At 73.0% G+C, this 26518-nt stretch carries 24 protein-coding genes; 15 read left to right on the forward strand and 9 right to left on the reverse strand.

Annotation, left to right across the window (positions count from 1 at the left end; all coding sequences use genetic code 11):
* Positions 1 to 1389 carry an efflux transporter outer membrane subunit gene (locus tag ACFQPS_RS12100; protein ID WP_377359288.1) on the forward strand — a complete coding sequence of 463 codons (1389 nt, stop codon included), beginning with the start codon at positions 1 to 3 and terminating at the stop codon, positions 1387 to 1389.
* A gap of 54 nt (positions 1390 to 1443) precedes the next feature.
* Here ACFQPS_RS12100 and ACFQPS_RS12105 read toward each other — a convergent pair whose 3' ends face one another.
* Complete coding sequence (locus ACFQPS_RS12105; RefSeq protein WP_377359291.1) at positions 1444 to 4245, reverse strand: cation-transporting P-type ATPase; 2802 nt, start codon at positions 4243 to 4245, stop codon at positions 1444 to 1446.
* A gap of 573 nt (positions 4246 to 4818) precedes the next feature.
* On the opposite strand from ACFQPS_RS12105, the gene ACFQPS_RS12110 reads away from it, so the two are divergent.
* The 5 genes from ACFQPS_RS12110 to ppc all read left to right on the forward strand — a co-directional run bounded on the left by ACFQPS_RS12110 (position 4819) and on the right by ppc (position 12377).
* On the forward strand, positions 4819 to 7377 hold the full coding sequence (locus ACFQPS_RS12110; RefSeq protein WP_377359293.1) for a cation:proton antiporter: 2559 nt from the start codon (positions 4819 to 4821) through the stop codon (positions 7375 to 7377).
* On the forward strand, positions 7374 to 8255 hold the full coding sequence (locus ACFQPS_RS12115) for a universal stress protein (RefSeq protein ID WP_377359295.1): 882 nt from the start codon (positions 7374 to 7376) through the stop codon (positions 8253 to 8255). Before ACFQPS_RS12110 ends, ACFQPS_RS12115 begins: the two co-directional genes overlap by 4 nt.
* A 374-nt stretch (positions 8256 to 8629) precedes the next feature.
* On the forward strand, positions 8630 to 9199 hold the full coding sequence (petA, locus tag ACFQPS_RS12120; protein WP_377359297.1) for a ubiquinol-cytochrome c reductase iron-sulfur subunit: 570 nt from the start codon (positions 8630 to 8632) through the stop codon (positions 9197 to 9199).
* Between the two features lie 100 nt (positions 9200 to 9299).
* The gene (locus tag ACFQPS_RS12125) at positions 9300 to 9536 is read left to right on the forward strand and encodes a hypothetical protein (RefSeq protein ID WP_377359299.1); all 237 of its coding nucleotides are present in this window, start codon (positions 9300 to 9302) and stop codon (positions 9534 to 9536) included.
* A 132-nt stretch (positions 9537 to 9668) separates the two neighbouring features.
* Positions 9669 to 12377 (forward strand): phosphoenolpyruvate carboxylase, encoded by a 2709-nt coding sequence (ppc, locus tag ACFQPS_RS12130; protein WP_377359301.1) that lies wholly within the window; start codon positions 9669 to 9671, stop codon positions 12375 to 12377.
* A gap of 63 nt (positions 12378 to 12440) precedes the next feature.
* On the opposite strand, the gene ACFQPS_RS12135 is transcribed toward ppc, so the two are convergent.
* From ACFQPS_RS12135 to ACFQPS_RS12150, 4 genes are all read right to left on the reverse strand, one after another.
* Entirely contained in the window at positions 12441 to 12656 is a 216-nt protein-coding gene (locus ACFQPS_RS12135; RefSeq protein WP_377359302.1) for a hypothetical protein, read from the reverse strand.
* 5 nt (positions 12657 to 12661) lie between these two features.
* Complete coding sequence (gene feoB / locus ACFQPS_RS12140; RefSeq protein WP_377359304.1) at positions 12662 to 14566, reverse strand: ferrous iron transport protein B; 1905 nt, start codon at positions 14564 to 14566, stop codon at positions 12662 to 12664.
* A gap of 131 nt (positions 14567 to 14697) precedes the next feature.
* Positions 14698 to 14982 carry a FeoA family protein gene (locus ACFQPS_RS12145; protein WP_377359306.1) on the reverse strand — a complete coding sequence of 95 codons (285 nt, stop codon included), beginning with the start codon at positions 14980 to 14982 and terminating at the stop codon, positions 14698 to 14700.
* A gap of 310 nt (positions 14983 to 15292) precedes the next feature.
* Positions 15293 to 16378 carry an AI-2E family transporter gene (locus ACFQPS_RS12150; RefSeq protein WP_377359307.1) on the reverse strand — a complete coding sequence of 362 codons (1086 nt, stop codon included), beginning with the start codon at positions 16376 to 16378 and terminating at the stop codon, positions 15293 to 15295.
* Positions 16379 to 16558: 180 nt separating this feature from the next.
* On the opposite strand from ACFQPS_RS12150, the gene ACFQPS_RS12155 reads away from it, so the two are divergent.
* On the forward strand, positions 16559 to 17152 hold the full coding sequence (locus ACFQPS_RS12155) for a GNAT family N-acetyltransferase (protein ID WP_377359309.1): 594 nt from the start codon (positions 16559 to 16561) through the stop codon (positions 17150 to 17152).
* Here the strand turns inward: ACFQPS_RS12155 and ACFQPS_RS12160 are convergent.
* The gene (locus ACFQPS_RS12160; RefSeq protein ID WP_377359311.1) at positions 17127 to 17774 is read right to left on the reverse strand and encodes a Tll0287-like domain-containing protein; all 648 of its coding nucleotides are present in this window, start codon (positions 17772 to 17774) and stop codon (positions 17127 to 17129) included. The genes ACFQPS_RS12155 and ACFQPS_RS12160 overlap by 26 nt on opposite strands.
* Positions 17775 to 18015: 241 nt before the next feature.
* On the opposite strand from ACFQPS_RS12160, the gene ACFQPS_RS12165 reads away from it, so the two are divergent.
* Complete coding sequence (locus ACFQPS_RS12165; RefSeq protein ID WP_012567619.1) at positions 18016 to 18198, forward strand: hypothetical protein; 183 nt, start codon at positions 18016 to 18018, stop codon at positions 18196 to 18198.
* A 60-nt stretch (positions 18199 to 18258) separates the two neighbouring features.
* On the opposite strand, the gene ACFQPS_RS12170 is transcribed toward ACFQPS_RS12165, so the two are convergent.
* Positions 18259 to 19200, reverse strand: coding sequence for a nucleoside hydrolase (locus ACFQPS_RS12170; RefSeq protein ID WP_377359313.1), 942 nt, complete (start codon positions 19198 to 19200; stop codon positions 18259 to 18261).
* 164 nt (positions 19201 to 19364) lie between these two features.
* Between ACFQPS_RS12170 and ACFQPS_RS12175 the strand changes: the two genes are divergently transcribed.
* Together ACFQPS_RS12175 and ACFQPS_RS12180 are read left to right on the forward strand one after the other, a co-directional pair.
* Positions 19365 to 19784: a hypothetical protein gene (locus ACFQPS_RS12175; RefSeq protein WP_377359315.1), complete on the forward strand. Its 420-nt coding sequence runs from the start codon at positions 19365 to 19367 to the stop codon at positions 19782 to 19784.
* Between the two features lie 40 nt (positions 19785 to 19824).
* Positions 19825 to 20478, forward strand: coding sequence for an HAD family hydrolase (locus tag ACFQPS_RS12180; protein ID WP_377359316.1), 654 nt, complete (start codon positions 19825 to 19827; stop codon positions 20476 to 20478).
* Between the two features lie 10 nt (positions 20479 to 20488).
* Here ACFQPS_RS12180 and ACFQPS_RS12185 read toward each other — a convergent pair whose 3' ends face one another.
* Positions 20489 to 21283, reverse strand: a complete 795-nt coding sequence (locus ACFQPS_RS12185) for an SAM hydrolase/SAM-dependent halogenase family protein (RefSeq protein WP_377359318.1) — start codon at positions 21281 to 21283, stop codon at positions 20489 to 20491.
* 174 nt (positions 21284 to 21457) lie between these two features.
* Between ACFQPS_RS12185 and ACFQPS_RS12190 the strand changes: the two genes are divergently transcribed.
* The 5 genes from ACFQPS_RS12190 to ACFQPS_RS12210 are packed head-to-tail and all read left to right on the forward strand — an operon-like array spanning position 21458 to position 25522.
* A complete protein-coding gene (locus ACFQPS_RS12190) occupies positions 21458 to 22534 on the forward strand; it encodes a metal ABC transporter solute-binding protein, Zn/Mn family (RefSeq protein ID WP_377359319.1) in 1077 nt (358 codons plus the stop codon).
* Positions 22535 to 22542: 8 nt separating this feature from the next.
* Entirely contained in the window at positions 22543 to 23322 is a 780-nt protein-coding gene (locus tag ACFQPS_RS12195) for a metal ABC transporter ATP-binding protein (RefSeq protein ID WP_377359321.1), read from the forward strand.
* Positions 23323 to 23333: 11 nt separating this feature from the next.
* Entirely contained in the window at positions 23334 to 24248 is a 915-nt protein-coding gene (locus tag ACFQPS_RS12200; protein WP_377359322.1) for a metal ABC transporter permease, read from the forward strand.
* On the forward strand, positions 24245 to 25204 hold the full coding sequence (locus tag ACFQPS_RS12205; RefSeq protein ID WP_377359324.1) for a metal ABC transporter permease: 960 nt from the start codon (positions 24245 to 24247) through the stop codon (positions 25202 to 25204). Before ACFQPS_RS12200 ends, ACFQPS_RS12205 begins: the two co-directional genes overlap by 4 nt.
* A gap of 33 nt (positions 25205 to 25237) precedes the next feature.
* Positions 25238 to 25522, forward strand: a complete 285-nt coding sequence (locus ACFQPS_RS12210) for an SDR family oxidoreductase (protein WP_377359326.1) — start codon at positions 25238 to 25240, stop codon at positions 25520 to 25522.
* 28 nt (positions 25523 to 25550) lie between these two features.
* Here ACFQPS_RS12210 and ACFQPS_RS12215 read toward each other — a convergent pair whose 3' ends face one another.
* On the reverse strand, positions 25551 to 26417 hold the full coding sequence (locus ACFQPS_RS12215; RefSeq protein WP_377359329.1) for a GNAT family N-acetyltransferase: 867 nt from the start codon (positions 26415 to 26417) through the stop codon (positions 25551 to 25553).
* Positions 26418 to 26518: the final 101 nt, after the last annotated feature.

Raw genomic sequence — 26518 nt, forward strand, 5'->3', positions numbered from 1 at the left:
TTGCCACACCAGGAGGCCCGGCGCCCCCTGACGGCGGGTGTCGCCCTTGCCACGGCGCTGCTGGCGCTGTCGGGCTGTGCGGGCCGCACGCCCTATGCCCGGCCGGAGCTGCCGCTCGGCGGCGACTTCGCCCAGGCCGCGGCGGTGGATGCCGCCGCCCCGGCGCTCACGGCCCCGACCGACCGCTGGTGGGAGAGCTTCGCCGATCCCGCCCTGGACCGGCTGGTCACGGCCGTGCTGGAGCGCAACAACGATCTGGCAGCGGCCGGGCTGACCCTGCGCCGGGCCCGGGTGCAGGCCGGGCTCGCCCGCGACGCGCTGCGGCCGCAGGCCAACGCGGGCGGCGGCGGAACGCTGCGCCGGCAGGACGGGGAGACGAGCGACAGCTACTCGGTCAGCGCCGGCCTCTCCTACGAGGTGGACCTCTGGCGGCGGCTGGACGCCACGGCGGACGCCGCGACCTGGGAGGCGGTGGCGACGGAGCAGGATCTGGCTGCCACGCGGCTGGCCCTGATCGCCACGACGGCCGGCAGCTACTGGCGGCTGGGCTATCTGAACCACCGCATCGCCCTGGGGGAGCAGAGCATCGCCTATGCCCGGCGCACGGCGGAGCTGGTGCGGGTGCAGTACCGCACGGGTGGCGTCGGCCTGCTGGAGCTGAACGAGGCGGAGCAGAGCGTGCTGTCGCAGGAGGCGGCGCAGGCCGCCCTGGTGCAGCAGCGGGTGGAGGCGCGCAACGCCCTGGCCGTGCTGCTGGGCGGCGCTCCCTGGCCGGAAGCGGAGGAGCCGGGAACCCTGCCGCCCGCCGATCCCGGCGTGGTGCGGCCAGGCCTGCCGGCCGAGCTGCTGGGCCGCCGGCCGGACCTGCGGGCGGCGGAGCTGCGCCTGCGCCGCAGCCTGGCCCTGGTGGATGCCGACCGCGCCGCCTTCTATCCGGCGATCGGGCTGACCGGCTCGGGCGGGGGCAGCAGCACCAGCCTGGGCGACGTGCTGGCGAACCCGGTCGCCACCCTGGGCATGGACATCTCCCTGCCCTTCGTGAACTGGAACCGGCTGTCGCTCACCCTGGAAACCTCGGAGCTGGACTACCGGCGTTCCGTCATCCAGTTCCGCGAGAGCCTGCTGACCGCGCTGCGGGAGGTGAACGACGCGCTGTCCGCCAGCCGCCAGCTCGCCATCCAGGCGGAGCGGGAGGCGGGGGCGCTGGCGGCGGCGGAGACGGCGGAACGGCTCTACGAGACGCGCTACCGCGCCGGGGCGGTGTCGCTGCGCTCCTGGCTGGATGCACAGGAACGCCGCCGCAGTGCGGAGAACGCCCTGGCGCAGACCCGGCTGGACGTCTTCCAGAACCGGGTCACCCTGTTCCAGGCCCTGGGCGGCGCGCCCTGACCGGACCGGAACAGCCGGCCGGGGCGATGGTCAGCCCCGGCCGGCCGTTCCCTCTCAATCGTCCTCGATGTGCAGGATCTTCTGCCGGATCAGCTTCTCCAGCTCCAGGAAGACCAGCAGCACGGCCCCCAGCACCACCACGATGACGCCGTCGCTGAAACGGACGGCGGCGGTGCCGAACAGGGCCTGGAACGGGGGCAGGTAGGTGAAGGCGAACTGGAGCACCGTCACCACGGTGATGCCGATCAGCACCGCCGGCGTTCCCAGCATGCCCACCCAGCTGAACGAGGTGAGGTGCAGGTAGCGCACGCTGAACAGATAGGCGATCTCCAGCACCACGATGGTGTTGACCACCAGGGTACGCGCCTCCTCCAGGCCGCGGCCGTTGGACATCGCCCATTCGAAGATGCCGAAGGCGGCGATCAGGAACAGGATGGAGACCAGCACCACGCGCCAGACCAGGAAGCGCGACAGGATCGGCGCATCCGTCGGCCGGGGTGGCCGCTGCATGATGTTCCATTCCGACGGCTCGAAGGCCAGCGTCAGGCCCAGCGCCACGGCGGACACCATGTTGACCCAGAGGATCTGCACCGCCGTCATCGGCAGGGTAGCCCCCACCAGGATCGCGGCGATGATGCAGAGCGCCTGACCGCCGTTGGTCGGCAGCGTCCAGGCGATCACCTTGGTCAGATTGTCGTAGACGGTGCGCCCCTCGCGCACGGCGGCGACGATGGAGGCGAAGTTGTCGTCCGCCAGCACCATCTCCGAGGCTTCCTTGGCCGCCTCGGTACCCTTGTTGCCCATGGCGATGCCGACATCGGCCCGTTTCAGGGCGGGGGCGTCGTTGACGCCGTCGCCGGTCATGGCGATCACCGCCCCGTCGGCCTGGAGCGCATCCACCAGCCGCAGCTTGTGCTCGGGCGAGGTGCGGGCGAAGACGTCCACCTCCATCGCCAGCCGCTTCAGCTCTTCGGCCCCCACCGTCTCCAGCTCCTGGCCGGTGACGACGCGGTCGGTACGTTCCAGCCCCAGGCTGCGGGCGATGGCCTGCGCCGTGGCGGCATGGTCGCCGGTGATCATCTTCACCCGGATGCCGGCCGAACGGCACTCCGCCACGGCGGCGATGGCCTCGGGCCGCGGCGGGTCGATCAGCCCGACCAGCCCCAGCAGCACCAGCCCGTCCTCCACGTCGGCGAAGGTCAGGCCCGACGTCTCCCCCGGCATCCGCTTCGCCGCCAGGGCCAGCACGCGCTGGCCGGCAGCGGCCAGACGCTCGACCTCGCGCTCCCAGCGGGCGCGGTCGCAGGGAACCGCCGTCCCCTCTTCCAGCCGGCCCGCGCTGGAGCACATGGCGAGCACGCGCTCCGGCGCGCCCTTGACGCAGACGAAGGCGGTGCCGTCATGGGCATGGTGCAGCGTCGCCATGAAGCGGTGCGCCGCATCGAACGGGATCTCGTCGCGGCGGGGATACTGGCGGCGCAGCTCCTGACCGTCCAGCCCGGCCTTGCCGGCCAGCACGGTCAGCGCCCCTTCCATGGGATCGCCGTTCACCGTCCAGCCGCCCTCGCCCCGCATCACCTCGGAATCGTTGCACAGGGCGGCGGCGCGGGCGATGTCCAGCAGGCCCGGGTCCGCCGCCGGGTCGATGTCCGCGGCCCCCGCGGGCTGCTGTTCCCCGACCGGGGCGTCCGCCGGAAGCGGCTGGAAACCGCCGGCCGGATCGTAGCCGGCACCGGAGACGGCATAGGCGGCGCCGGGCAGCACGACGCTGCCCACCGTCATCTCGTTGCGGGTCAGGGTGCCCGTCTTGTCGGAACAGATGACCGAGACGGCGCCCAGCGTCTCCACCGCCGGCAGGCGGCGGATGATGGCGTTGCGCCCGGCCATGCGCTGCACGCCGATGGCCAGCGTGATGGTCAGCACCGCCGGCAGACCTTCCGGGATGGCGGCCACGGCCATGCCGACGATGGCGAGGAAACTGTCCGCCAGCGGCGCCTTGTGGACCATCACCCCGATCATCAGCACCAGGGCGGACAGGATCAGGATGACGGCGGTGAGCTGGCGGCCGAACCTGTCCATCCGGCGCAGGAGCGGGGTGCGCAGCGTCCCCACCGCCTGCAACAGGGTGCTGATGCGGCCCAGCTCCGTCGCGGTGCCGGTGGCGACGACGACGCCCAGCCCGTGCCCGGTGGTGACCAGGGTGCCGGAATAGGCCATGCCGCTGCGGTCGCCCAGGGGCAGATCCGGCTCCACCGCGGCGGGCGCCTTCTCGACCGGCACCGACTCGCCGGTCAGCGCCGCCTCCTGCACCCGCAGGCCCTTGGTCCGGACCAGACGCAGGTCGGCGGGAACGCGGTCGCCCGCCTCGACCTGCACGATGTCGCCGGGGACGAGATCCACCGCCTCCACCGTCCGCCGGTGGCCGCCGCGGATGGCGGTGGCGGTCGGTTGCAGCATGCTGCGGATCGCCTCCAGCGCGGCTTCCGCCTTGCCTTCCTGCGCATAGCCGATGATGGCGTTGATCACCACGACCAGCAGGATCACGGCCGTGTCCACGTAATGGCCGAGCAGCGCCGTGACGAGGGCGGCCAGCAGCAGGACATGGATCAGGATGTTGTCGAACTGGCGCAGGAAGCGGCGCAGCGAACTGGCCTGTCTGACGATCGGCAGCCGGTTGGAGCCGTAGGTCTTCAGGCGACGGGCGGCCTCCTCCGGTGCCAGCCCGTCGGGCGTCGTCCCCAGGTCGGCCAGCGCCGTCTCCGCCGGCACGGCGTGCCAGGCGCGCTGCGTCCCCGCGTCCGCGCCGGAGGCGGGCGGAACCTCCGTCCGGCCCTGCTGCGTCAGCGTATCCACCATCGTTTCCAGTCCTCCTCGCGCAGGAAGCGCGCGTCCGCGGCGGTGCGAAAGGGTGCGAAAGTCAGTCTCCGACATGGCCCCGGTGCCGTGGCCCCGCAAGACTGCCGGCGGACGCTGCGGCGATCCGCCTGCGGCATCCTGTACCATGGGCGCGCCGCTTCCGTCCGCGGCGATCCCGCCGGAAGGCTGCGGCCCGACGCCGCTGGAATGAAGTACCGGGATCGCGCGTTTGTCATCTCCATGGCGGTATCGGTCTTCCCTGTCCTGAACAGCCGCGCGCCCGCCTGTCCTGGTGGCGCGGGCGGCACAGTCATCGACAGCAGGGCCTGAGACACGGTCGGAAAAGGCAGAAGACGATGCTGGCGGAAATGTGCGGAATGACAGGAACCCGGCGGATGAGCATTGCGGAATCCCGCCGTTCCTCCATTCTGCCGTCGTCGGGACTGGTCCCGGCCGGCACCCGACCGGGGGCCGCGGACCGGGCGGGGTGACGCCGGGGCCGCCGGGATCTCCCGGAGCATCGTCACCGACCTGCCGGACCCTCCGCCCCGAAGCCGACCCGACCGCCCCACCATGGCCGACCTGCCTTCCGTCCTCATCATCATCGCCGTGCTGTTCTGCGTGACGGCCCTGGTGCAGCCGCTGGCGCAGCGGCTGCGGCTGTCCTACACGGTGCTGCTGGCCCTGGTCGGGGTGCTGATCGGGGCGGTTTCGACCTTCCTGCTGACGACCTCCCTGACCGACCTGTTCAACGTGCCGGCCGGGCTGATCCTGGGCTTTCCGGTCACCTCGCAGGTCTTCCTCTTCGTCTTCCTGCCGGTGCTGCTGTTCCAGGCCTCGCTGACGCTCGATGTCCGCCGCATCGCCGAGGACGCCGCCCCCATCCTGCTGATGGCCGTGGTGGCGGTGGTGGTGACCACGGCGGTGGTGGGCTTCGCGCTGGAACCCTTCGCCGGCGTGCCGCTGGCCGTCTGCCTGATGCTGGGCGCCATCGTCGCCACCACCGATCCGGCGGCGGTGGTGGCGATCTTCCGGGACCTGGGCGCGCCGGCCCGGCTGTCGCGGCTGGTCGAGGGCGAGAGCCTGCTGAACGACGCCACCGCCATCGCCATCTTCACGGCGCTGCTGGCCTTCATCACCGCCGCCGACGAGCCCGAGGTGGGCGCGACCCTGGCGGGGTTCGCACGCTCTTTCGGCGGCGGGCTGCTGGTCGGGCTGCTGTTCGCCCGCGGCATCGCGGCCCTGCTGCCGCTGGTGCGCGACATCCGCACGGCGGAGGTCACGCTGACCGTGGCCCTGCCCTATCTCGCCTACATCGTCTCCGAGCGTTATCTCGGCGTCTCCGGGGTCACGGCCTGCGTCACCGCCGGGCTGCTGCTGGGCGCCATCGGGCGCACGCGGGTGTCGCCGCGCAACTGGCGTTTCCTGGAGGAGGTCTGGGAGCAGATCGCCTTCTGGGCCGGGTCGCTGGTGTTCATCCTGGCCGCCATCCTGGTGCCGCGCCTGCTGACGGGCCTGGGCTGGCGCGAGGTCGGGCTGGTCGCCATCCTGGTGCTGGCCTGCCTCGTGGCGCGGGCGCTGGTGCTGTTCCTGCTGCTGCCGCTGCTGAGCTGGCTGCGGCTGGGGCAGGCCGTCTCCACGCCCTACAAGGTGGTGATCCTCTGGGGCGGACTGCGCGGAGCGGTCACCCTGGCGCTGGGACTGGCGGTGACGGAGAACCCGGTCTTCCCGCCCGAGGTGCAGCGCTTCGTCGCCATCCTGGCGACCGGCTATGTCCTGTTCACGCTGCTGGTGAACGGCACCACCCTGCGCCCGCTGATCCGGCTGCTGGGCCTGGACCGGCTCAGCCCGCTGGACCAGGCGCTGCGCCGGCGGGTCGTGGCGCTGTCGCTGGTGGCGGTGCGCGACGCGGTGGAGCGGGCGGCGACCGCCTACCACATCCCCCCGGAAGTGGCGTCCGAGGTCGCCCGCCCCTATGCCGACCGCATCGCCGCGGCAGGCGACGACCGGGAGGAGGCCATCGCCGACCGCGACCGGCTGAACATCGCCCTGGTGGCGCTGGCCGGGCGGGAGCGCGAGGCGCTGCTGGAGCATTTCCACCGCAAGACCGCCTCGCCGCATGTGCTGGAGGCGATGCTGCAACAGAGCGACCGGCTGGTCGAGGCGGCGCGGCGCGGCGGCCGCAGCGAGTACAACCGGGAGGCCCGGCACTGGCTGGGCTTCGGCCCCGCCTTCGTGCTGGCGACGGCGCTGCACCGGCACCTGCGGGTGGAGCGGCTGCTGGCGAACCGGCTGGCCGACCGTTTCGAGACGCTGCTGGTCAGCCGCATCGTGCTGGAGGATCTGCGCCACTTCGCGGCGGGACGGCTGGCGACGGTGCTGGGCGAGCGGCTGGCCGGGCTGGTCGGCGGCATCCTGGCCCAGCGCATCGACGCCACCAACCGGGCGCTGGAGGCGCTCTGGCTTCAGTACCCGCACTATGCCCGCGCCATGCAGCGCCGCTTCCTGCGCCAGTACGCCCTGCGCCTGGAGGAGGCGGAGCACACGACCCTGCTGAACGACGGGCTGATCGGGCAGGAGCTGTACCACAATCTGCTGAACGACGTGGCGGTGGAGACCCCCGCCGCCGCCGCGCGGCCGCGCCTGGACATCCGCCTGGACGGCCGCACCCTGATCGAGCAGTTCCCGCTGTTCTCCAACCTCTCCGAGGCGCAGGTGGCCCAGGTCGCCGCCCTGCTGTCGCCGCGCTTCGCCCGGCCGGGCGAACGGCTGATGGCCCGCGGGGAGCGGGCCGACGGCATGTTCTTCATCGCTTCGGGCGCGGTGGAGATCGCCACCGGCGACCAGCGGGTACGGCTGGGCCGCGGCGACTTCTTCGGCGAGATGGGGCTGCTGGGCCGCCGCCGCCGCGCCGCCGACGTGACGGCGCTGGTCCACTGCCACCTGCTGGAACTGGGCGCCGCCGATTTCCGCGCGCTGCTGAAGGGCAACCCCGAACTGGCGCTGCGCATCAGAACGGTGGCGGAGGACCGCCGCCGTATGAACCAGGCCGACGCCGCAAGGCGTACCGGCCCGACGACCGTCCCGCCCGACCGGGCCGTGACGACAGAGCAAGGAGGATTCCGGACATGAAGACCGTTCTCGTCGCCACCGATCTCTCGGCGCGATCCGACGCCGCCGTCCGGCGCGCCGCCCTCCTGTGCGGGGACACGGGCGCGTCGCTGAACGTGCTGCATGTGGTGGATGACGACCAGCCGGCGGACCTGGTCCGGCAGGAGATCGCGGCCGCCCGCGCCTATCTGGAGCGCACCCGGCCCCTGCCGGGTGCGCGCGTGCTGTGCGAGGCCGGCGACCCCTTCGCCGTCATCACCCGGATGGCGGTGGAGACGGGCAGCGATCTGGTGGTCCTGGGCACGCACCGCCGCAAGCTGCTGCGCGACATCTTCACCGGCACCACGGCCGAGCGGGTGATCCGGCGGGCGCGGGTGCCGGTGCTGATGGCGATCCGCCCGCCTGAGGGCGCCTATGGACGGGTGGCGGTCGGCATCGACCTCGGGTCCTCCTCCCGCCTCGCCGCGCTGACGGCGGACCGGCTGGGCCTGCTGCCGGCCGGGGCGCTGGCGGTCCACGCCTATCCCTCGGTCAGCCGCATGCCGCTGGCGCTGGCGGTGGTGGAGAAGGCGCATGTCCACGCCACCCTGGAGAAGGAAGCCGGGGCGGCGAAGCGCGAGCTGACCGCCTTTCTGGCGCTGGGCGGGCTGGACGGGCTGGACCTCCGCCCGGTGGTGGTGGAGGGCGCGGCCCGCGACCAGCTCCCCCGCTGGGCGGCCGACCAGGGGATCGAGCTGCTGGTGGCCGGTACGCGCAGCGACGGCGGCCTGCAACGGCTGATCGTCGGCAGCACGGCGGAGGCCCTGCTGGCGCACGCGCCCTGCGACGTGCTGGTGGTGCCGGAACCCGATGCCCCCGGCATGGATGGCCCCGGCACCGACGGCCCCGTCGCGGCCTGAAGCGGCCTGAGGCGGTGACCCGGCCAGGACACCGGGGGATCGCCGCCGGGTCGGTCCCGGCCGCGGGGCAACGGGTCCGGTGACGATAGCGATTCCGGTCGGCGACAAAAAAGTCGAGCGGCCGGGTCGGTCTTGACAGTTGTCAAAGTCCTGCCCGGCCGTTTGGCGCCTGATGTCCCCCGTAAGAACCATCGCCCCCGTGTACGGGGGCCGGCCCGCCCGCCCCGACGGCGGACAGGCCGGTGTCCCCTGGCGCCTGCCGCCCGGGGAGGCGCGATGGCGAGCCCCGGTCGGGAGCGGGGCCGTTCGCAACGTCAGCAACTGGACCTACGGGGAGCCGCGGTGCGGCGCCCCGTCGCCGAGGAGATGTGATCATGACGGACTTGACCCATCCGGGCCCCCTGGGAACCGGGCAGGAGGACGGCGATCCGTCCCGCCGCGACATCCTGGTTCTGGGCACCATCGCCACGGGCGCGGTCGGCGCGGCCATCGCCGCATGGCCGTTCATCGACAGCCTGAACCCGGCCTCCGACACCCTGTCGCTGGCCTCCATCGAGGTGGATCTGAGCCCGATCGCGGAAGGTCAGGCCATCACCGTGACCTGGCGCGGCAAGCCGGTCTTCGTCCGCCACCGCACGGCGGCCGAGATCGAACTGGCCCGCAAGACGGATCTGAACTCCCTGATCGACCCGCAGCCGGACACCGACCGCGTGAAGGAAGGCCATGAGCAGTGGCTGATCGCCATCGGCATCTGCACCCATCTGGGCTGCGTGCCCATGGGGCAGAAGTCGACCGATCCGCGCGGCGACTACGGCGGCTGGTTCTGCCCCTGCCACGGTTCGCACTACGACACGGCGGGCCGCATCCGCAAGGGCCCGGCGCCGCTGAACCTGGCGCTGCCGGACTACGCGTTCCTGGACGATACCCGCATCCGCATCGGCTGACGCCGCCCCCGCCCGACCGGGAACCGGGCCGCCGTCCCCGTGGGGGCGGCCCGATCCGGCGGACGCGGGTGGCAGACACGACAGGAGAAGGCGACGACGCATGTTCGGGTTGCACAGACGTCTGCGCTGCCGCGGGGCGGCCGCCCCGACCGATACCGCCGTACCGGCCCTCGGGCCCGGGCAGGCGACCGGCCGCCGCCGCTCGCGCGTGGCCGTGCTGGAGGATCTGCTGGGTCCCCAGGGTCTGCTGGCCGGGGGCGAGTGCGGGGAGTTCCGTCGCCACCGCCAGGGCGACACCGTGGGGGACCGGGCCGCGGCGGATCGCCCGCCCCGGTGACGTCACGGGCCACCGTCCTTATGTCATTCCGGGTGTGGCTGATCGGTGGTAAACCGGTCAGGACCTTCCCGAAGCTGACCGTGACGACCGGGCAACGGTCCCGGCGGGCAGCGCAAGGCTGGAGCCGGTGGCATGCTGAACGAATCCGATGGGGTCGGCGACTGGCCGGCGCGCAATGACGTCCGACTGCTCGGTCGCCTGCTGGGCGACGTGATCCGTCAGCATGACGGGCAGGAACTGTTCGACCGGATCGAGGCGATCCGCAAGGCGTCGATCGCGGCGCACCGGGAACCGGGCGTCGTCAACGACGCCCATCTCGCGGCCCAGCTCCACGCCCTGGAACTGGACGACATGCTGCGCTTCGTGCGCGGCTTCCTCTGGTTCTCGCTGCTGGCGAACCTGGCCGAGGACCGGCAGGCCCGGCGCGACGCCACCGAGCGCCACGTCCCCGGCCGTCCCGACACGCTGGCCCGCGCCGTGGAGGTGCTGGAGGCCAAGGGCGTGTCGCGCGCGGCGGTGGCGGAGCTGCTGGACCATGCCCTGATCTGCCCGGTCCTGACCGCCCACCCGACGGAGGTGCGGCGCAAGTCGGTGATCGACCGCGAGGCCGCCATCGGGCAGCTCATGCAGGCCCTGGACACCGCGGCCGACCGCGAGACGCGGGACGGAATCCTGGCCGACCTCTACCGCGAGATCGCCATCCTCTGGAACACCCGCGCCCTGCGCGAGGCGCGCATCACCGTGGCGGACGAGATCGACACCGCCCTGTCCTACTTCCGCGCCACCTTCCTGGAGGTGCTGCCGCGGCTGCACGCCCGCTGGGAGGAGATCCTGGGCAACGGGCCGTTGCCGGGGTTCCTGCGGCTGGGAAGCTGGATCGGCGGCGACCGCGACGGCAACCCCAACGTCTCCGCCGCCACCCTGTCCCAGGCCCTGAAGCAGCAGGCGCGCCGGGCCCTGGGCCATTATCTGGAGGAACTGCACGCCCTGGGCGGGCAGCTCTCCATCTGCGCCGACATCTCGCCCCCCTCGGCCGAACTGGAGCATCTGGCGGAGATCAGCGGCGACAACTCGCCCCACCGCGCCGACGAACCCTACCGGCGGGCCCTGACCGGCCTCTACGCCCGTACCGCCGCCACCTTCCAGCAGCTCGTCAGCGAGGCGCCGCCGCGCAGCCCGGCCGTGCCGGGCGCCCCCTACCCGACCGCGGCGGCCCTGCTGGCCGACCTGCGGGTGGTGCGCGATTCCCTGGCCCGCGGGTCGGCGCCCATCGTGGACCGCCGCCTGAACGAGCTGATCAACGCGGTGGACCTGTTCGGCTTCCATCTGGCGACGCTGGACCTGCGCCAGAATGCCGACGTCCACGGCCGCGTCGTGGCCGAGCTGCTGCGCGTCGCCGGGGTCGAGGACAACTATGCGGGCCTGCCGGAGCCGGCGCGGGTGGCGCTGCTGCGGCGGGAGCTGGCGCATCTGCGCCTGCTCTGCAACCCGTTCGCCGACTATTCCGACGAAACCCGGCGGGAACTGGAGATCCTGCGCATGCTGGCCGCCTCGCACGAGCGCTACGGCGCCGGCTGCGTGCGCCAGTACATCGTGTCGAAGACCAGCGGCGTCTCCAACCTGCTGGAGGTCCACCTGCTGCTGAAGGAGGTCGGCATGTTCCGGCCGGGCGATCCGCCCTTCGGCGCAGTGATGGCGGTGCCGCTGTTCGAGACGATCGAGGATCTGGCGGCGGCGCCGCTGGTGATGCGCGAGTATCTGGGCTTTCCAGAGATCCGGGCCCTGGCGCTCTCCTGCTGGGGGTTCCAGGAGGTGATGCTGGGCTATTCCGACAGCAACAAGGACGGCGGCTATCTCACTTCCAACTGGTCGCTGCACGAGGCCGCCTGCGCCCTGCGCCATGTCTTCGACGAGGCCGGGGTGCGGTTGCAGCTCTTCCATGGCCGCGGCGGTGCCGTGGGCCGCGGCGGCGGTTCGGCCTTCGCCGCCATCCGGGCGCAGCCGGCCGGCACCGTCGGCGGCCGCATCCGCATCACCGAGCAGGGCGAGGTGATCGCCGCCAAGTACGGCAACCCCGCCGTCGGCACCGCCAGCCTGGAGACGATGGTGGCGGCGACCGTGCTGGCCTCGCTGGAGCCCGGCGGCCTGCGCGAGGACATGGGCCGGTTCCGGCTGGCCATGCAGGGGATGAGCCGCTCGGCCTTCCGCGCCTACCGCGCCCTGGTCTACGAGACGCCGGGCTTCAAGGATTTCTTCCGCGCCGCGACGCCGATCGCGGAGATCGCCGACCTGAAGATCGGCTCCCGCCCGGCCTCGCGCACGACGCTGGACCGGATCGAGGATCTGCGCGCCATCCCCTGGGTGTTCTCCTGGACGCAGGCGCGCATCATGCTGCCGGGCTGGTACGGCGTCGGCACGGCGCTGGAGAGCTTCCCCGACCGCGGGCTGCTGGAGGCCATGTACGAGGGCTGGCCCTTCCTCCAGGCGGCGCTGTCGAACCTGGAGATGGTGCTGGCCAAGACCGACATGGACGTGGCCGCCACCTATGCCGGGCTAGTGCCGGACGAGGCGCTGCGCACGCGGGTCTTCTCCGCCATCCGCAGCGAATGGCAGCGCACCCACGACCAGCTCCTTTCGCTGACCGGGCAGTCGGAGCTGTTGCAGCACGCCCCGGCCGTGGCCCGGTCGATCCGGCTGCGGCTGCCCTATGTGGAGCCGCTGAACCTGTTGCAGGTGGAGCTGATCCGCCGCCACCGCGCGGGCGAGACCGCCCCCGAGATCCGCGACGGCATCCACCTGACCATCAACGGCATCGCCACCAGCCTGCGCAACAGCGGCTGAGGCGGGCAGAGGGTGCCGGGGCAGGGCCGCGGCCCCGGCACCGGGATCAGGTCCCGGGCGCGATCAGTGCCGGCGCGGGCTGGTTGGGGCACAGCCCCCGCCGCAGCCGGAGCAGCCGCCGCAGCCGCCCGCGGCGGCCTTCGGCGCCTCCGGCCGGCCGGCCAGACGGCGCAGCCGGTCGATCGCCGGACGCGGCAGCACGACGCGCCAGAGCACCCAGGCCAGGGCACCGAGCACGATGGGGATGATGGCGATGGTCTGCCAGGTCTCCGCACTCATGGGCTTCATCCTCCGAGCAGGGCCGAAGACACGCGGAAGGTGACGAAGGCCGCGAAATAGGCCAGCGCCGTCAGATAGGTGAACATCACCGCCGGCCAGAACCAGGAGTTCGTCTCGCGCCGGACGATCCCCAGGGTGGAGATGCACTGAGGCGCGAAGATGAACCAGGCCAGCAGCGCCAGCGCCGTCGGCAGGCTCCAGTCCGATGCCAGCACGGCGGCCAGCGACTGTTCCACCCCCTCGCCCGTGTCGCTCAGGGCGTAGACGGTGCCGAGCGCGGCCACCGCCACCTCGCGCGCCGCCATGCCGGGGATCAGCGCCACGGCGATCTGCCAGGGGAAGCCGATGGGGGCGAGGATCGGGGCGATGGCGTGGCCCATCATGCCGACGATGCTGTAGTCGATGGCGGGGCCGGTCGCGCCTTCCGGCGGCGCCGGATAGGAGGCGAGGAACCAGAGCACCACCATGATCGAGAAGATGATCGTGCCGGCGCGGGTCAGGAAGATGCGCGCCCGCTCGTACAGGCCCAGGGCCACGTCGCGCGGGGCCGGCAGCCGGTAGGGCGGCAGCTCCATGAGCAGCGGCTCGCGCGCGCCCTTGAAGACGGTGCGCTTCAGGATGAAGGCCACCAGCAGGGCCGAGACGATGCCCGCGGCATAGAGGATGAACATGACCAGCCCCTCCAGCCCGACCATGCCGCCCAGCACCGTCTGCTTCGGCACGAAGGCCGCGATCAGCAGGGTGTAGACCGGCAGCCGCGCAGAACAGGTCATCAGCGGGGCCACCATGATGGTGGCCAGCCGGTCGGCCCGGTTCTCGATGGTGCGGGTGGCCATGATGCCGGGAACGGCGCAGGCGAAGCTGGACAGCAGCGGGATGAAGGCGCGGCCGTGCAGGCCGACGCCGCCCATCAGCTTGTCCAGCAGGAAGGCGGCCCGCGCCATGTAGCCGGAATCCTCCAGCAACTGGATGAAGAAGAACAGGATCAGGATCTGCGGCAGGAAGATGATGACGCTGCCGACGCCGGCCAGCACGCCGTCCACCAGCAGGCTGCGCAGCGGACCGTCGGCCATGTGCGCCGTCACCAGTTCCTGCAAGCCGGTGACGGCGCCGTCGATCATGTCCATCGGCGCCGCGGCCCAGGCGAACACCGCCTGGAACAGCAGGAACAGGACCAGGAACAGGAAGCCCAGCCCGAACACGGGATGCAGCAGCAGCGCGTCCACCCGGCGGGTGACCAGCGGCGGCTGGCCCGGCTTGCGGATGGCGGCGGCCAGGATCGCCTCTACCTCCGCATGGTAGGAGCGCAGGTCGTGCGAGGTCGGCTCCACCCAGGCGCAGGCACCGGGGGCGCGGCCATGGCTGGTGCCGGCCATCTCCAGCACGGTGTGGTCGATCTGGTCCAGCAGCGCCTGGATGCCGCCGCGGCGCACCGCGACGGTCGGCACCACCGGCAGACCCAGCGCGGCGGACAGGGCGTCCGTGTCGATCTCGACACCCAGCCGGTTGGCGGCGTCGATCATGTTCAGCGCCATCACGATGGGCCGGCCGAGCTTCTTCAGCTCCAGCACCAGCCGCAGGTTCAGGCGCAGGTTCGTGGCGTCGGCGACGAAGAGGATGGCGTCGGGCGCCTCCTCATGCGCGAAGCGGCCCAGCACGACGTCGCGCGTCACCTCCTCGTCCGGGCTGCGGGCGCGCAGGCTGTAGGTGCCGGGAAGGTCCACCACCTCGACACGGGCACCGCCGGGGGTGATGAACTGCCCCATCTTGCGTTCCACCGTGACGCCCGGATAGTTGGCGACCTTCTGGCGGCTGCCGGTCAGGGCGTTGAACAGGGCGGTCTTGCCGCAGTTGGGGTTGCCGACGAGCGCAAGGCGCCGCGGCTCGGCGATGGCGGCGGTGGCGGACATGGGCGGTCTTTCGTTCAACTCGGAAAGCGGCAGGGGCAGGCAGGCCGGTGCGGAGCGGCAAGGGCACCGGGGCCGCCCGGCAAGGCCCGGGGGAGACCCGCCACGCTGCCGGGCGGCGGACGGTCGCGCCGTCAGGCGACCGGGGAGACCATGACGGCCCGCGCCTCACGGCGGCGCAGCGCCACCGTATGCTCGTTCACGCGCACGGCGATGGGATCGCGGCCGAAGGTGCCCTCGTGCATGATCTCGATGCGGGCACCTTCCGACAGGCCCATTTCGAGCAGCCGGCGCTCCAGCTCGTCGGGGTGCAGCGACGTGGCGATCGCCTGGCCGTCGAGGGCGACGACCTCCGCGCGCTGTCCCCGATTCAGATCCCCCAGGCGGAGGCGGCTGTCGGCTGGAAGGCGGGCGTGCATGGTTCGGACCTCCTGAAGGGTGCCCGGAAGACCAGGGTGTGTCCGGGGCTGCGCGATCTTATACGACAATGCGAACAAGTCGCACCAGTAATGTGGCGTCACGCCGCGGAATCACCAGCCCCCCGGCGGGACAGACGGACCGCCCGGGCCATGACCCTGCCGGCACCGTGCCGTTCTGCGCGCCCGGTGGACGGCGGCGCAGTGCCGATCCGTCCTGCCGGCCATGCGGCGGCAGCGGGGCGGCAACGGGAGGGCAGCAACGGAAGGGTGGCGGGCCAGATGTCGGGGGCCAGATGTCGGGGGCCAGATGTCAGACGGTGGGGCCGGTGGACGGCGGCGCCGGGTCCGGCCGGTTCATCGCCTGGGCGGTCCATTCCCGCATCAGGGCGTAGCCGAGGGCCAGCAGCACCGGCCCGATGAAGATGCCGATCACCCCGAAGGCCAGCACGCCGCCGATCACGCCCATGAACACCAGCACCAGTGGCAGGGCCGAGCCGCGGGAGATCAGATAGGGGCGCAGCACGTTGTCCACGCTGCTGACGACGAAGAAACCCCAGGCCGCCATGGCGATGGCCCAACCGATCTCCCCTTCCGTCGCCAGCCAGATGGCGACGGGCACCCAGACCAGGGGCGGCCCCATCGGGATGACGGAGACGACGAAGGTCATGAAGCCCAGGAACGGCCCCCAGGGGATGCCGGCGACGACGAAGCCCAGCCCGGCCAGGATGCCCTGCGCCAGGGCCGTGCCCAGGATGCCGTAGATGACGCCCGTCACCGTGCCGCCGGCCACCTCCAGCAGGTGGTGGACGCGCGGGCCGGTGAAGCGTTCGATGGCATAGGCCATCTGTCGGGCGAGGTCGCGGCCGCCTCGGTAGAGGAAGAAGGCGATGAAGACGGCGGCCATCAGTTCCAGCACGCCGGCGCCGATGACGCTGCCGGCCGCCAGGGCCACGTCCGTCGCCGGCCGGATGCCGGAGCGCAGCAGCGTCAGCAGGTCCTGCCCGCCGGCCGTCAGGTCGGCCCAGTAGCCGACCGCCCAGGTCCCGATCAGGGGCACGTCGCCCAGCCAGACGGGCGGCGGCGGCGGTCCGTTCTCGATGATCTGGCGGATGCCCGAACTGATGCCGCCGACGCTGTCCGCCAGCGTCGCCCCGACGATGGCGAAGGGCGCCACGATGACCAGCGAGGACAGGGCCGTCATCAGGAAGGCGGCCAGGGTCTTGCGGCCGCCGCAGGTCCGCTCCACCCAGAGATAGGCGGGCCAGGTGGCGTAGACGAGGATGACGGCCAGCAGCAGCGCCGACAGGAACGGCTTCACCACCAGGATGATGGCGGTGCCCAGCACGACCAGGGCGGCCATACCCAACGCGCGCTCGACCAGCTTCTCGGTCGCCATGATCCCTCCAGACGGGCGGATGCATCCCGGATCGATGGTCTACCCGAAATCCGGCGGCGCCAGAAGATGGCCGCGCTCGCCGCGGAAGCCGGGTCGGCCTGCGCCCTGCGCCGACCCGCGCGGTTGATCCCGCCCCACCGGATGGTCCACTCTGCCGGCTTCCGTCGCCCCCGACCGCCCGTGACCGAAACGCCGCAGCACCGACCGCTCCGCACCCGCCGTCTGCTTCTCCGCCCGCTGACGGTGGCGGATGCCCCCGCCCTGTTCCCGGTCTTCTCCGACCCCGACAGCATGCGCTGGTTCGGGGAGCTGCACCGGACCCAGGCCGACACGGAGGCGCTGTTCCATGACTACACCGTGGGACCCTATGCCGCCGGGGCGCGCCAGTGGGCGATCCTGCCGGCCGGCGGCGGCGCCCCCGTGGGCAGCCTGTCGCTGCACCGGATGCAGCAGGGCATGTGCCAGACCGGCTACATCCTGGTCCCGGCCGCGCGCGGGCGCGGGCTGGCGTCGGAGGCGCTGGCCGCGGTCCTGACCCACGCCTTCCTGGAGCTGGGCCTGCACCGGGTGGAGGCGAAGGTGGACCCGGACAACATCGCCTCGCTGCGCACGGTGGAGCGGCTGGGCTTCGTCCGCGAGGCGCGCCTGCGCCGCTCCTTCCCCGCCCGCGACGAATGGCGCGACGAGGTGGTCTTCGGGCTGCTGGCGCGCGAGTGGCTGGACAGGGCGCCGGAAGTGGCCGGCCGGATCAGGGCAGCGGGCGCGTCACCGTGACGGCACCGCGCAGGTCGCCCGCCCGGTAGCCGCGCGCCTGGTCCGCCGGATAGAGCTGGTCGAGCGCCGCCATCACCGGCGGGGCGAGGTCGGTGCCGTGGCAGGCGAGGCACGGGCTTTCGGCCGGAATGGCGATGGCCTTCATGTAGCGGAAGGTCCGGCCGCCATCGGCGCCCGGCAGCACCTCCCAGTGCTCCAGCGTCGCCGGGTCGGCGCCGGCGGCCTTGCGGTCGGCGAAGTCCCGCAGCACCGCGCGCTCCCAGTCGTCGGGCGCATTGCCGGGGTTGCGCACCTTCAGGCTGGTGCGCCCGACCGTCATGCCGCCCTGGGACAGGGCCTCGGCGATGCCCGGGGCCACTTCGTTGCAGGTGCGGATCGCCCCCACCGGACCGTCGGCGGCGAGCGAGGACTTCACCGCGGCCAGCAGGTCACGGGTCAGGGCCTGCGCCGCCGCCCGGCTTTCCGCCAGCGCGGCCTGGGCGGGATCGGCGGCCTGGGCCGTGGGAGCGGGAACCTGGGCGGCGGGAACCTGAGCGAGGGAAACCTGGGCGAGGGCCGGCCCCGACAGGAGGGCCGCGGCGGCCGCGGCCGCGAGAAGGGGGCGGCGGGAAGGATGCTGCATGGCCGGTCTCTGTCCTGCTGAACGGAAGCCGCCAGAATAGGACAGAGCCGGGCGTTTTTCGAGCGGAACCAGAGGCTTGCGCCACCCTGCCCCGCCCCCTCCCGATGGCCCCGCGGCTATCGTTGCATGACCGGAACGATAGCCGGAGACCGTGAGGCTGCGGTCGGCGGTGAGGAAAGGGGCCCTAACCGATCGTTAACGGTGCGGAATGGATACTCCCCCCGTGGTAACGGAGGGTTCCATGGCCGCGGTCTTCTGGTTTCTGGTGATGGGCTACCTGATGGTGGGAATCGGCGAGCTGCTGCCCGTCCGCTTCCGCTCCAACCGGGACGACGCCCTGTCGCATCTGCACATCTGCGCCGTCGCGCTGGGCTACGCCCTGTCCTGGCCGGCCCGCTACGCCCGCTCCCCGCACGAGGAATAGGCGCAGCCGGGCGCGGTGCGGACGCGGCCGCCAGAGCCGCGCCCGTCGCCGCCGCGGCCGTCAGAGCCGCGCCAGCCGCTCCGTCAGCAGCGCGAAGAAGCCGTCGGCGTCCGCCTCGGTGATCCAGAGGGTGTTCTTCGGCCGTCCGGTCTGGCCCCAGCGGTCCACCACGGTCTGGCCGATGGTCAGCGGGCTCTGCGTCTCGATCTCGACGTTGCAGAGCTTGCCGCGGAACAGCTCCGGCTTCAGCAGCCAGGCGATGGTGCAGGGATCGTGCAGCGGCCCGCCGTCGGTGCCGTACTTGTGCTCGTCGTAGCGGTTGTAGAAATCCAGCATCTCGAAGGTGGCCTGGGCCACCCGGCTGCCCAGGGCGCGGATCGCCTCCTTGCGGGCGTGGGTGGTCAGCACCTTGTGCGTCACGTCCAGCGGGAAGGCGACGATCGGCGCGCCCGAGCGGAACACCACGTCGGCCGCATGCGGATCGACATAGATGTTGAACTCGGCGCAGGGCGTGCTGTTGCCACCCTCCGACTGGGCGCCGCCCATCAGCACGATCCGCTTCAGCCGGGCCGCCAGCGCCGGCTCCCGCATCAGGGCGCGGGCGACGTTGGTCAGCGGCCCGACCGGCACCAGGGTGACGGTGCCGGGTTCTTGCGCCATCACCGTCTCCACGATGAAGTCGACGGCGTGCTTCTCCTGCAAGGGCAGGGTCGGCTCCGGCAGGACGGGACCGTCCAGCCCGGTGGAGCCGTGGACCTCCGGTGCGGTGTGCAGGTCGCGGAACATCGGGCGGTCGCAGCCGGCGAAGACGGGCACGTCGCGCCGCCCGGCCAGTTCGCAGACCTTGCGGGCGTTCAGTTCCGTCAGCGGCAGGGGCGCGTTGCCCGCCACCGCGGTGATGCCCAGGACCTCCAGCTCCTCGGGACTGGCGAGCGCCAGCAGCATGGCGACGGCGTCGTCCTGCCCGGGATCGGTATCGATGATGATCTTCTCGGCTGCCATGGTGTCTCTTTCCTCCGGCATCCCCTCCGATTAACCGGAAAGCCCTTGAGAGAAAAGCCCGGAAGCGGTTTCATGCCCCACCGCGGCGGCCGATCCGGCGGCGCGGCCGGGACCGGGGCGGGAACCCGGGACCAGGGTGGGAACCGGGGCCAGGGTGGGAAACGGTGCAGCGGGCCTTCAGCCACATCGCCAACGGGGTGTTGCTCTACGCCATCTTCTACGCGCTCTGCTGGGCGCTGGTGGTGAAGACGGCGCTGCTGCTGCCCGTCTATGAGCAGGGTGACAGCCTGTGGGCGCGGCTGGATTCGCTGCTGATGCCGTTCGCCACCAGCATGCTGGCGGCCTTCCTGGCCCATGCCGGGCTGCGCCTGACCCTGAAGCGGCTCAAGCTGCGGCTCTCCACCAGCGAATCCTCGGCCAGCCTGGTCTTCCTGGGGGTGCTGACGGTGCTGTCCTTCGGCGGCGCCCTGGGCCATGTCTTCGAGGGGCCCGAATCGGGCCCCGGGACCGATGTCGTCACGCCCCTGTCCATCGTGCTGGGGGCCTGGGCCGGGGTGGCGTGGCGCCGCCGCCTGCGCCTGTGATCTTCGCCCCCGTCGCGTCCTTCCTCCGGCCCGCCCGACCATGAGCCCGCGCTCCATCGCCATCTTCGACTTCGACGGCACCCTGATCCAGGGCGACAGCCTGCTGCCCTTCCTGGAATTCCTGGTCGGCCGCAGCCGGGCGCGGCTGGCGCTGCTGCATGCCGTGCGGACGGCCGTGACCCGCTTCGCCGCCGAACCGCGCCGGCGCGGCGACGTGCGGACCGCCGTGAAGGCGGGGCTGCTGCAACGCACCGTGGCCGGCGTCCCGGCCGCCCGGCTGGACGAGGCGGCGGAGCGGCTGGCCGGCTGGGTGCGCTGGCACCCGCCCATGCTGGACGCGCTGAAGACCCATGCCGGCAAGGGCCACCGCGTCGTGGTGGCGACCGGGGCGCTGACCGCCTACATGCCGCGGCTGCTCCGCGGCCTGCCGGTGGACGACCTGCTGGCGACGGGGCTGGAGACGCTGGACGGGGTGCTGACCGGCGGCATGGACACGCACGGCAACTGCGTGCGCGAGGAGAAGGCCCGCCGCGTCACCGCCTACCTGGCGGCGCACGGTCCCTTCGCGGAGAGCTGGGGCTACGGCAACCGGCCGTCCGACCTGCCCTTCCTGGCGCTGATGCGCCACCCGACGGTGGTGAAGACGGTGAAGCGCGGCGGCCAGCCGGCGGCGGAGACCGCCGCCAGCGGCTGACGCCTGCCGCCTAGACCCTGCCGGGCAGGCCGTCCGCGACCCGGACCGGGCTGCCGGGGTCGAGGCCCAGCAGGGCGGCGGCACTGCCGCAGTTGACCGCGATCTCCACGAGACCGGAGGAGTTGGCGTACCAGAACGCCTCGCCCGCCGGCACCGCCCCGAAGGTGCGCGCCCGGCGCAGCCGCCGCCCGCCCGCCTCCAGCACGGCGCCGTCCGGCAGGGCGCCGGCGCGCAGCCCGGTCCAGGCGTTGCCGTAGGCATCCAGCCAGATCACCTCCGCCAGTTCCCCCGGCGCCCTGGCTCCCACCAGGGTGCCGGGCGACAGGGGCGTGCCCGGCGGCGGCTCGCCGCGGGCCAGCCGGGCCGCCACCGGCGCGAACAGGTCGCGGCCGTGGAAGCTGGCGGACAGGGAGGCCGGGCGCCAGTCGATGCTCCAGGCCCGCACGCTCTCCGCCTGCGGCCCCCCGGCCCGGTGCAGCAGCGGGGCGAACAGGCCGTTGTCGGGGCCGACGAACCAGCCGGCCGGCGTCCGCAGCACGACCGGGCGGCGCTCCGTGCCGACGCCGGGATCGACGACGGCCAGATGGACGGGCGGGTCCGTCGGGGCGGCCCCGGCCCCGGCCAGCGCCGCGGCCGTGCTCTCCACCAGGGCGGCCAGCAGGTGCCCGGCCCGCAGCGGCTCGAAGGCGGGGGCGTCGTGCATCAGGTCCACCACCGGCCGGCCGGGGGCGGCGGCCCGCAGCACGGCGTGCATCTGCCCCACATAGGGGCCGGCGGTGCCGAAATCGGTGAAGAGCAGGATCATCGGACGGGAGATACCATCGGAAGGGGAGGGGCCGGTCGGACCCGGACGGCGTGCCTTGCTCGCGGCCGCGGGCTGTTTATATGCTGGCTGCCCCGATCTTCCTTGCCAAGCATCCGTGTGGCGGGCGGCGGGGCGTTCCGGAAGTCCTAGACCCCCAGCGGGAGCCCCCCGAGCATGACGCCGCCCGACCGAGATCCGCCGCCCGCCCCCGCCGCCCGCCGCTGCGCGGAGCCGGGGTCCGGCGCAGGGCCGGGGCGCCGCGCCGTCCTGGCCGGGGCCGCGGCCGGACTGCTGCTGGCGGCGCTGCCCGCCGGCGGAACCGCGCGGGCGCAGGTGGCGGGCCGCAAGCTGGTCGCCACCACGGCCCAGGTCGGGGATCTGCTGCGCGCCGTCGTGGGTGACGGGGGCGGCGAGAGTGCCGCGGGCGAGGCCGCGACCGTGGAGTCCCTGCTGGGGGAGGGCATCGACCCCCATACCTACAAGCTGACCCGCAGCGACACCGTCCGCCTGCTGGCGGCCGACGCCATCTTCTACAACGGCCTGCTGCTGGAAGGAAAAATGGCGGACGCGCTCCAGCGTCTGGCCGCCGGCGGCCGGCCCGTGACCGCCGTGGGCGAGGCGTTGCCGCGCGAGCGGCTGCTGCAACCGGCGGGGTTCGAGGGCAGCTTCGACCCGCACATCTGGATGGATGTGAGCCTGTGGCGCGCGGCGCTGGCGGTGGTGCGCGACCGGCTGTCGCAGCTCTATCCCCAGGACGCCGCCCGCTTCCACGACAACGCCGCCGCCTTCGACGCCGTGCTCGGGCGGCTGGACGGCTATGCCCGCACCGTACTGGGCAGCGTGCCGGAACCGCAGCGGGTGCTGGTCACGGCGCACGACGCCTTCTCCTACCTGGGCCGCGCCTACGGCGTGGAGGTGGTGGGCATCCAGGGCATCAGCACCGAGTCCGAGGCCGGGCTGCGCCGGATCGAGGAGTTGGTGGCGCTGCTGGCGGACCGGAAGGTCCCGGCCGTGTTCGTGGAGACCAGCGTGTCCGAGCGCAACGTGCGCGCCCTGGTGGACGGGGCGGCGGCGCGCGGCCACACGGTCGCCATCGGCGGCAGTCTCTATTCCGACGCCATGGGCGCTCCCGGCAGCTACGAGGGGACCTATGTCGGCATGATCGACCACAACGTCACCACCATCGCCCGCGCCCTGGGCGGAGAGGCGCCCGCGGGCGGCTTCCAGGGCCGGCTGTCCGGCCGGGCGTGAGAGGACCCATGCTGCAACGGCTCGGCGCGCACGATGTCGTTCCCCCGCGGGAGTCGGGCGTCGCCCCGCTGGCGGTGAAGGGACTGACGGTCGCCTACCATGACCGTCCGGTGCTGCGCGACGTCACCTGGACCGCCCCGTCCGCCGGGCTGATCGCCATCTGCGGGCCGAACGGGGCGGGCAAGAGCACCTTCATCAAGGCCTGCCTGGGGCTGGTGCCGCCGCTCTCCGGCACGGTGGAGATCTACGGCCGGCCGCTGGCGCGGCAGCGCCGGCTGGTCGGCTACGTGCCGCAGCGGGAGAGCGTGGACTGGGACTTCCCCGTCTCCGCGCTTGATGTCGTGGCGATGGGCCGCTACGCCATGATCGGCTGGGGCCGCCGGGTCTCGCGGGAGCACAAGGAGGCGGCCCGCGCCGCGCTGGAGCGCGTCGGCATGGGCGCCTTCGCCGACCGCCAGATCGGCCAGCTTTCCGGCGGCCAGCAGCAGCGCGTCTTCCTGGCCCGCGCGCTGGCGCAGGAGGCGCAGCTCTACTTCATGGACGAGCCGCTGGCCGGGGTGGACGCCGCGACGGAACAGGCCGTGCTGGAGGTGATGCGCGAGCTGGACCGGCAGGGCCGCACCGTGCTCTGCGTCCACCACGACCTTCAGACCGTGGCGCAGGTGTTCGACCATGTGCTGCTGCTGAACACCCGCGTCGTGGCGGAGGGCAGCACCCGCACCACCCTGACGGAGGCGAACCTGCGTGCGACCTATGGCCAGCGCCTGCTGGACCCGCTGGTGATGTGAGGGGGCTGCCGATGGACAGCGTCCTCTCTCCGGCGGGACCGGGCTGGAACACCGCCGTCGTGCTGGCGGGGGCCACGGCGCTGGGGGCTGCGGCCGGCACGGTCGGCAGCTTCCTGCTGCTGCGGCGCCGCTCGCTGGTCAGCGACGCCCTGGCCCACGCCACCCTGCCGGGGCTGGCGCTGGCCTTCCTGATCGGCGCCCTGGCGGGGGTGGAGGGGCGGTCGCTGCCCCTGCTGCTGCTGGGCGCCACGGTCAGCGGCGGGCTGGGGGTGCTGGCGGTGCAGGCGGTGACGCGCTTCACCCGGCTGCCGGAGGACGCCGCCATCGGGGCGGTGCTGTCCGTCTTCTTCGGCATCGGGGTGGTGCTGCTGTCGGTGGTGCAGGCGCTGCCCACCGGCGGGGCGGCGGGGCTGAAGACCTTCATCTTCGGCCAGACCGCCGCCATGAGCGCGCGCGAGGCGGCCGCCCTGGGCCTGCTGGCGCTGCTGGCGGCGGGGCTGGTGGCGCTGTTCTTCAAGGAGCTGCGGCTGGTCGCCTTCGACGAGGGCTTCGCCCGCGTGCAGGGCTGGCCCGCCGGGCGCATCGACCTGCTGCTGCTGGGGCTGGTGACGCTGGTGACGGTGGTGGGGTTGCAGACGGTGGGGCTGATCCTGATCGTGGCCCTGCTGATCACCCCGGCCGTGGCCGCCCGCTTCTGGACCGACGATCTGACGACCATGACGGTGGCCGCGGGCGTGCTGGGGGCGCTGTCGGGCGGGATCGGCGCCTGGCTCTCCAGCGCCTATGCCGACCTGCCGGCGGGGGCCGTCATCGTGCTGGTGGCGACGGCCCTGTTCGTGCTGAGCTTCCTGGTCGCCCCGGCGCGGGGCCTGCTGGCACGGGTCCTGCGCCGGCGCCTGCTGCGCCGGCGGGAGGGGCTGGGATGAACCCGTTCCTGAGCATCGACCTGCCGGCCATGCTGGCGGCCACCCTGGCCTGCCTGTCCTGCGCCCTGGTGGGCAATTTCCTGGTGCTGCGGCGGCAGAGCCTGCTGGGCGACGCCATCAGCCATGCCGTGCTGCCCGGCATCGTCGTGGGATTCCTGGTCGCCGGCACGCGCGAGACCTTTCCCATGATGACCGGCGCCCTGGCGGCCGCCGTGGTGGCGGGGGTGCTGATCGAACTGGTGCGCCGGCTGGGCCGGGTGGAGGCCGGGGCGGCCATGGGGGTGGTCTTCACCGGGCTGTTCGCGCTGGGGGTGGTGCTGATCGAGCAGGCGGCGGCGCACAGCGTGGACCTGGACGCCGACTGCGTGCTCTACGGCCAGCTTGAAGCGGTGATCTGGCTCGCCCCCACGGGCTGGGCCTCGCTGCTGGACCCCCTGGTGTGGGCGGCGCTGCCGCGGGAGGTGGTGCAGCTCGCCGTCGTCTTCCTGCTGCTGGGCGGCATCGTGCTGCTGTTCTTCAAGGAGCTGACGCTGGCCAGCTTCGACCCCGGACTGGCTGACACGCTGGGCCTGCCGTCCGCCCTGGTGCAGCACGGCATCGTGGCGATGACCGCCGTCGCCGCCATCGCCGCCTTCGAGGCGGTGGGCTCCATCCTGGTCATCGCCATGCTGATCTGCCCGGCGGCGACGGCGCGTCTGCTGACCGACCGGCTGCCCGTGCAGATCGGGCTGTCGCTGCTGGTCGGGGCGGCGGCCGGGACGGGGGGCTATGCGCTGGGCGCATTCGGGCCGATCTGGCTGGGATTCCAGGCCAGCGTGAACGCCGCGGGCATGATCGCCACCCTGGCCGGGCTGTTTCTGACTCTTGCCATCCTGTTCGCCCCGCGTTACGGGGCGCTCACCCGGGCCGGGCGCCGCCGCGCGGCCGCCGCCCGGAGCGCCGGAGCGGAAGCGTGAGGGGGACCGGAGCGGAAGCGTGAGGGGGACAAGGTGAAGGGGAAGGTTGTCGTCGTGGCCGGCACCGCGACCGCCGCGGCGGCCGAGGCGGCGCGCCTGATGGCGGCCGCGGGGGCCAATCTGGTGCTGATGGACCGCGACCAGCGGGCCGGGCACCGGCTGACGCTGGCGCTGAACGCGGGCAACCGCGGCGTCGCCGTGTTCGTGCCGGGCGATCCGGCGGACGCGGGCGATCTGGCCGAGGCGGTGGCGGAGGCGCGCCGGTCCTGGGGCGGCTGCGATCTGGTGCTGTCGCCCCTGACCGAACCCCGGCAGTAGCCGGGCGGGGGCAAGGGCGCGGGCGGGCCTACAGGTCCAGGCGCATGTCGAACTGGTTCAGCGCCTGCCGGGTCCAGCCGGCGGCCAGCAGGAAGGCGTCCAGCGGCCCCTCCGGCACGATCTGCGGGATCAGCCAGGGCCGCCCCGGATAGGCCGCGGCCAGCGCGTCCAGCAGCCGCCGGCCCAGCCCCTGCCGGCGCCGGTCCGGTGGCACGAAGAGCGCCGTCAGCAGCATCGCCTCCGTCCCCGGATCGCGCAGCAGCGCCAGCGGCGCCTGCCCCACGGGCTCTCCGGCCAGGGCGACGGCGCGGAACGGATGCGCCGCCTTCGCCAGCGTCTCCGGTTGCAGCATCCAGGGCAGGTCCGCCCCCTCCCCCGCCCGCAGCACGGCGCGGGACAGGGCCAGCGGGTCCGCCGGGCGCAGCGCCGCAGCGGCGGCGACCGCCTCCGGCCGGGCGGGCTCGCGGCGGTGGCCATAGAGCCGGCGCAGCCGCCGGAACCCCAGCCGTTCATAGAGCGCCAGCGCGCGGCTGTTCTGCTCGAAAACCTCCAGCAGCAGGGCGTGGTCGCCGCGCATGCGGGCCTCGGCCGCCGCCAGCTCCAGGGCGTGCCGGCCCAGGCCGCGGCCGCGCCAGTCCGCCGCCACGCCCAGCGACGCGATGCGGGAGGTCCAGCCGCGCCGCGCGACCAGCATCACGCCGGCGGGCCGGCCGGGCGGGCCGAACAGGTAGCTGGAGAAGGGATCCAGATCCTCGCCGCGGAAGCGCCGCTCATAGCCCTGCGCGTCCATGCGGACGGGCACCAGATAGCCTTCGAAACCGGCATTCAGGGCGGCCGCGACCTCCGCGGCGGTGCAGTCGGCGACGGGGCGGCGGGGCAGCGCGGTCACATCCATCGGAGGGGCTCGGGCATCGCGGGGCGGCAGGAGCCGGGGCATCCAGGGTGGCGCCGCCGCGCCGTCACCGCAAGGGGACACCGGCCAGCGATGCCGGGGAC

The sequence above is a fragment of the Rhodocista pekingensis genome, assembly GCF_042665545.1.
GTDB classification, from domain to species: Bacteria; Pseudomonadota; Alphaproteobacteria; order Azospirillales; family Azospirillaceae; genus Rhodocista; species Rhodocista pekingensis.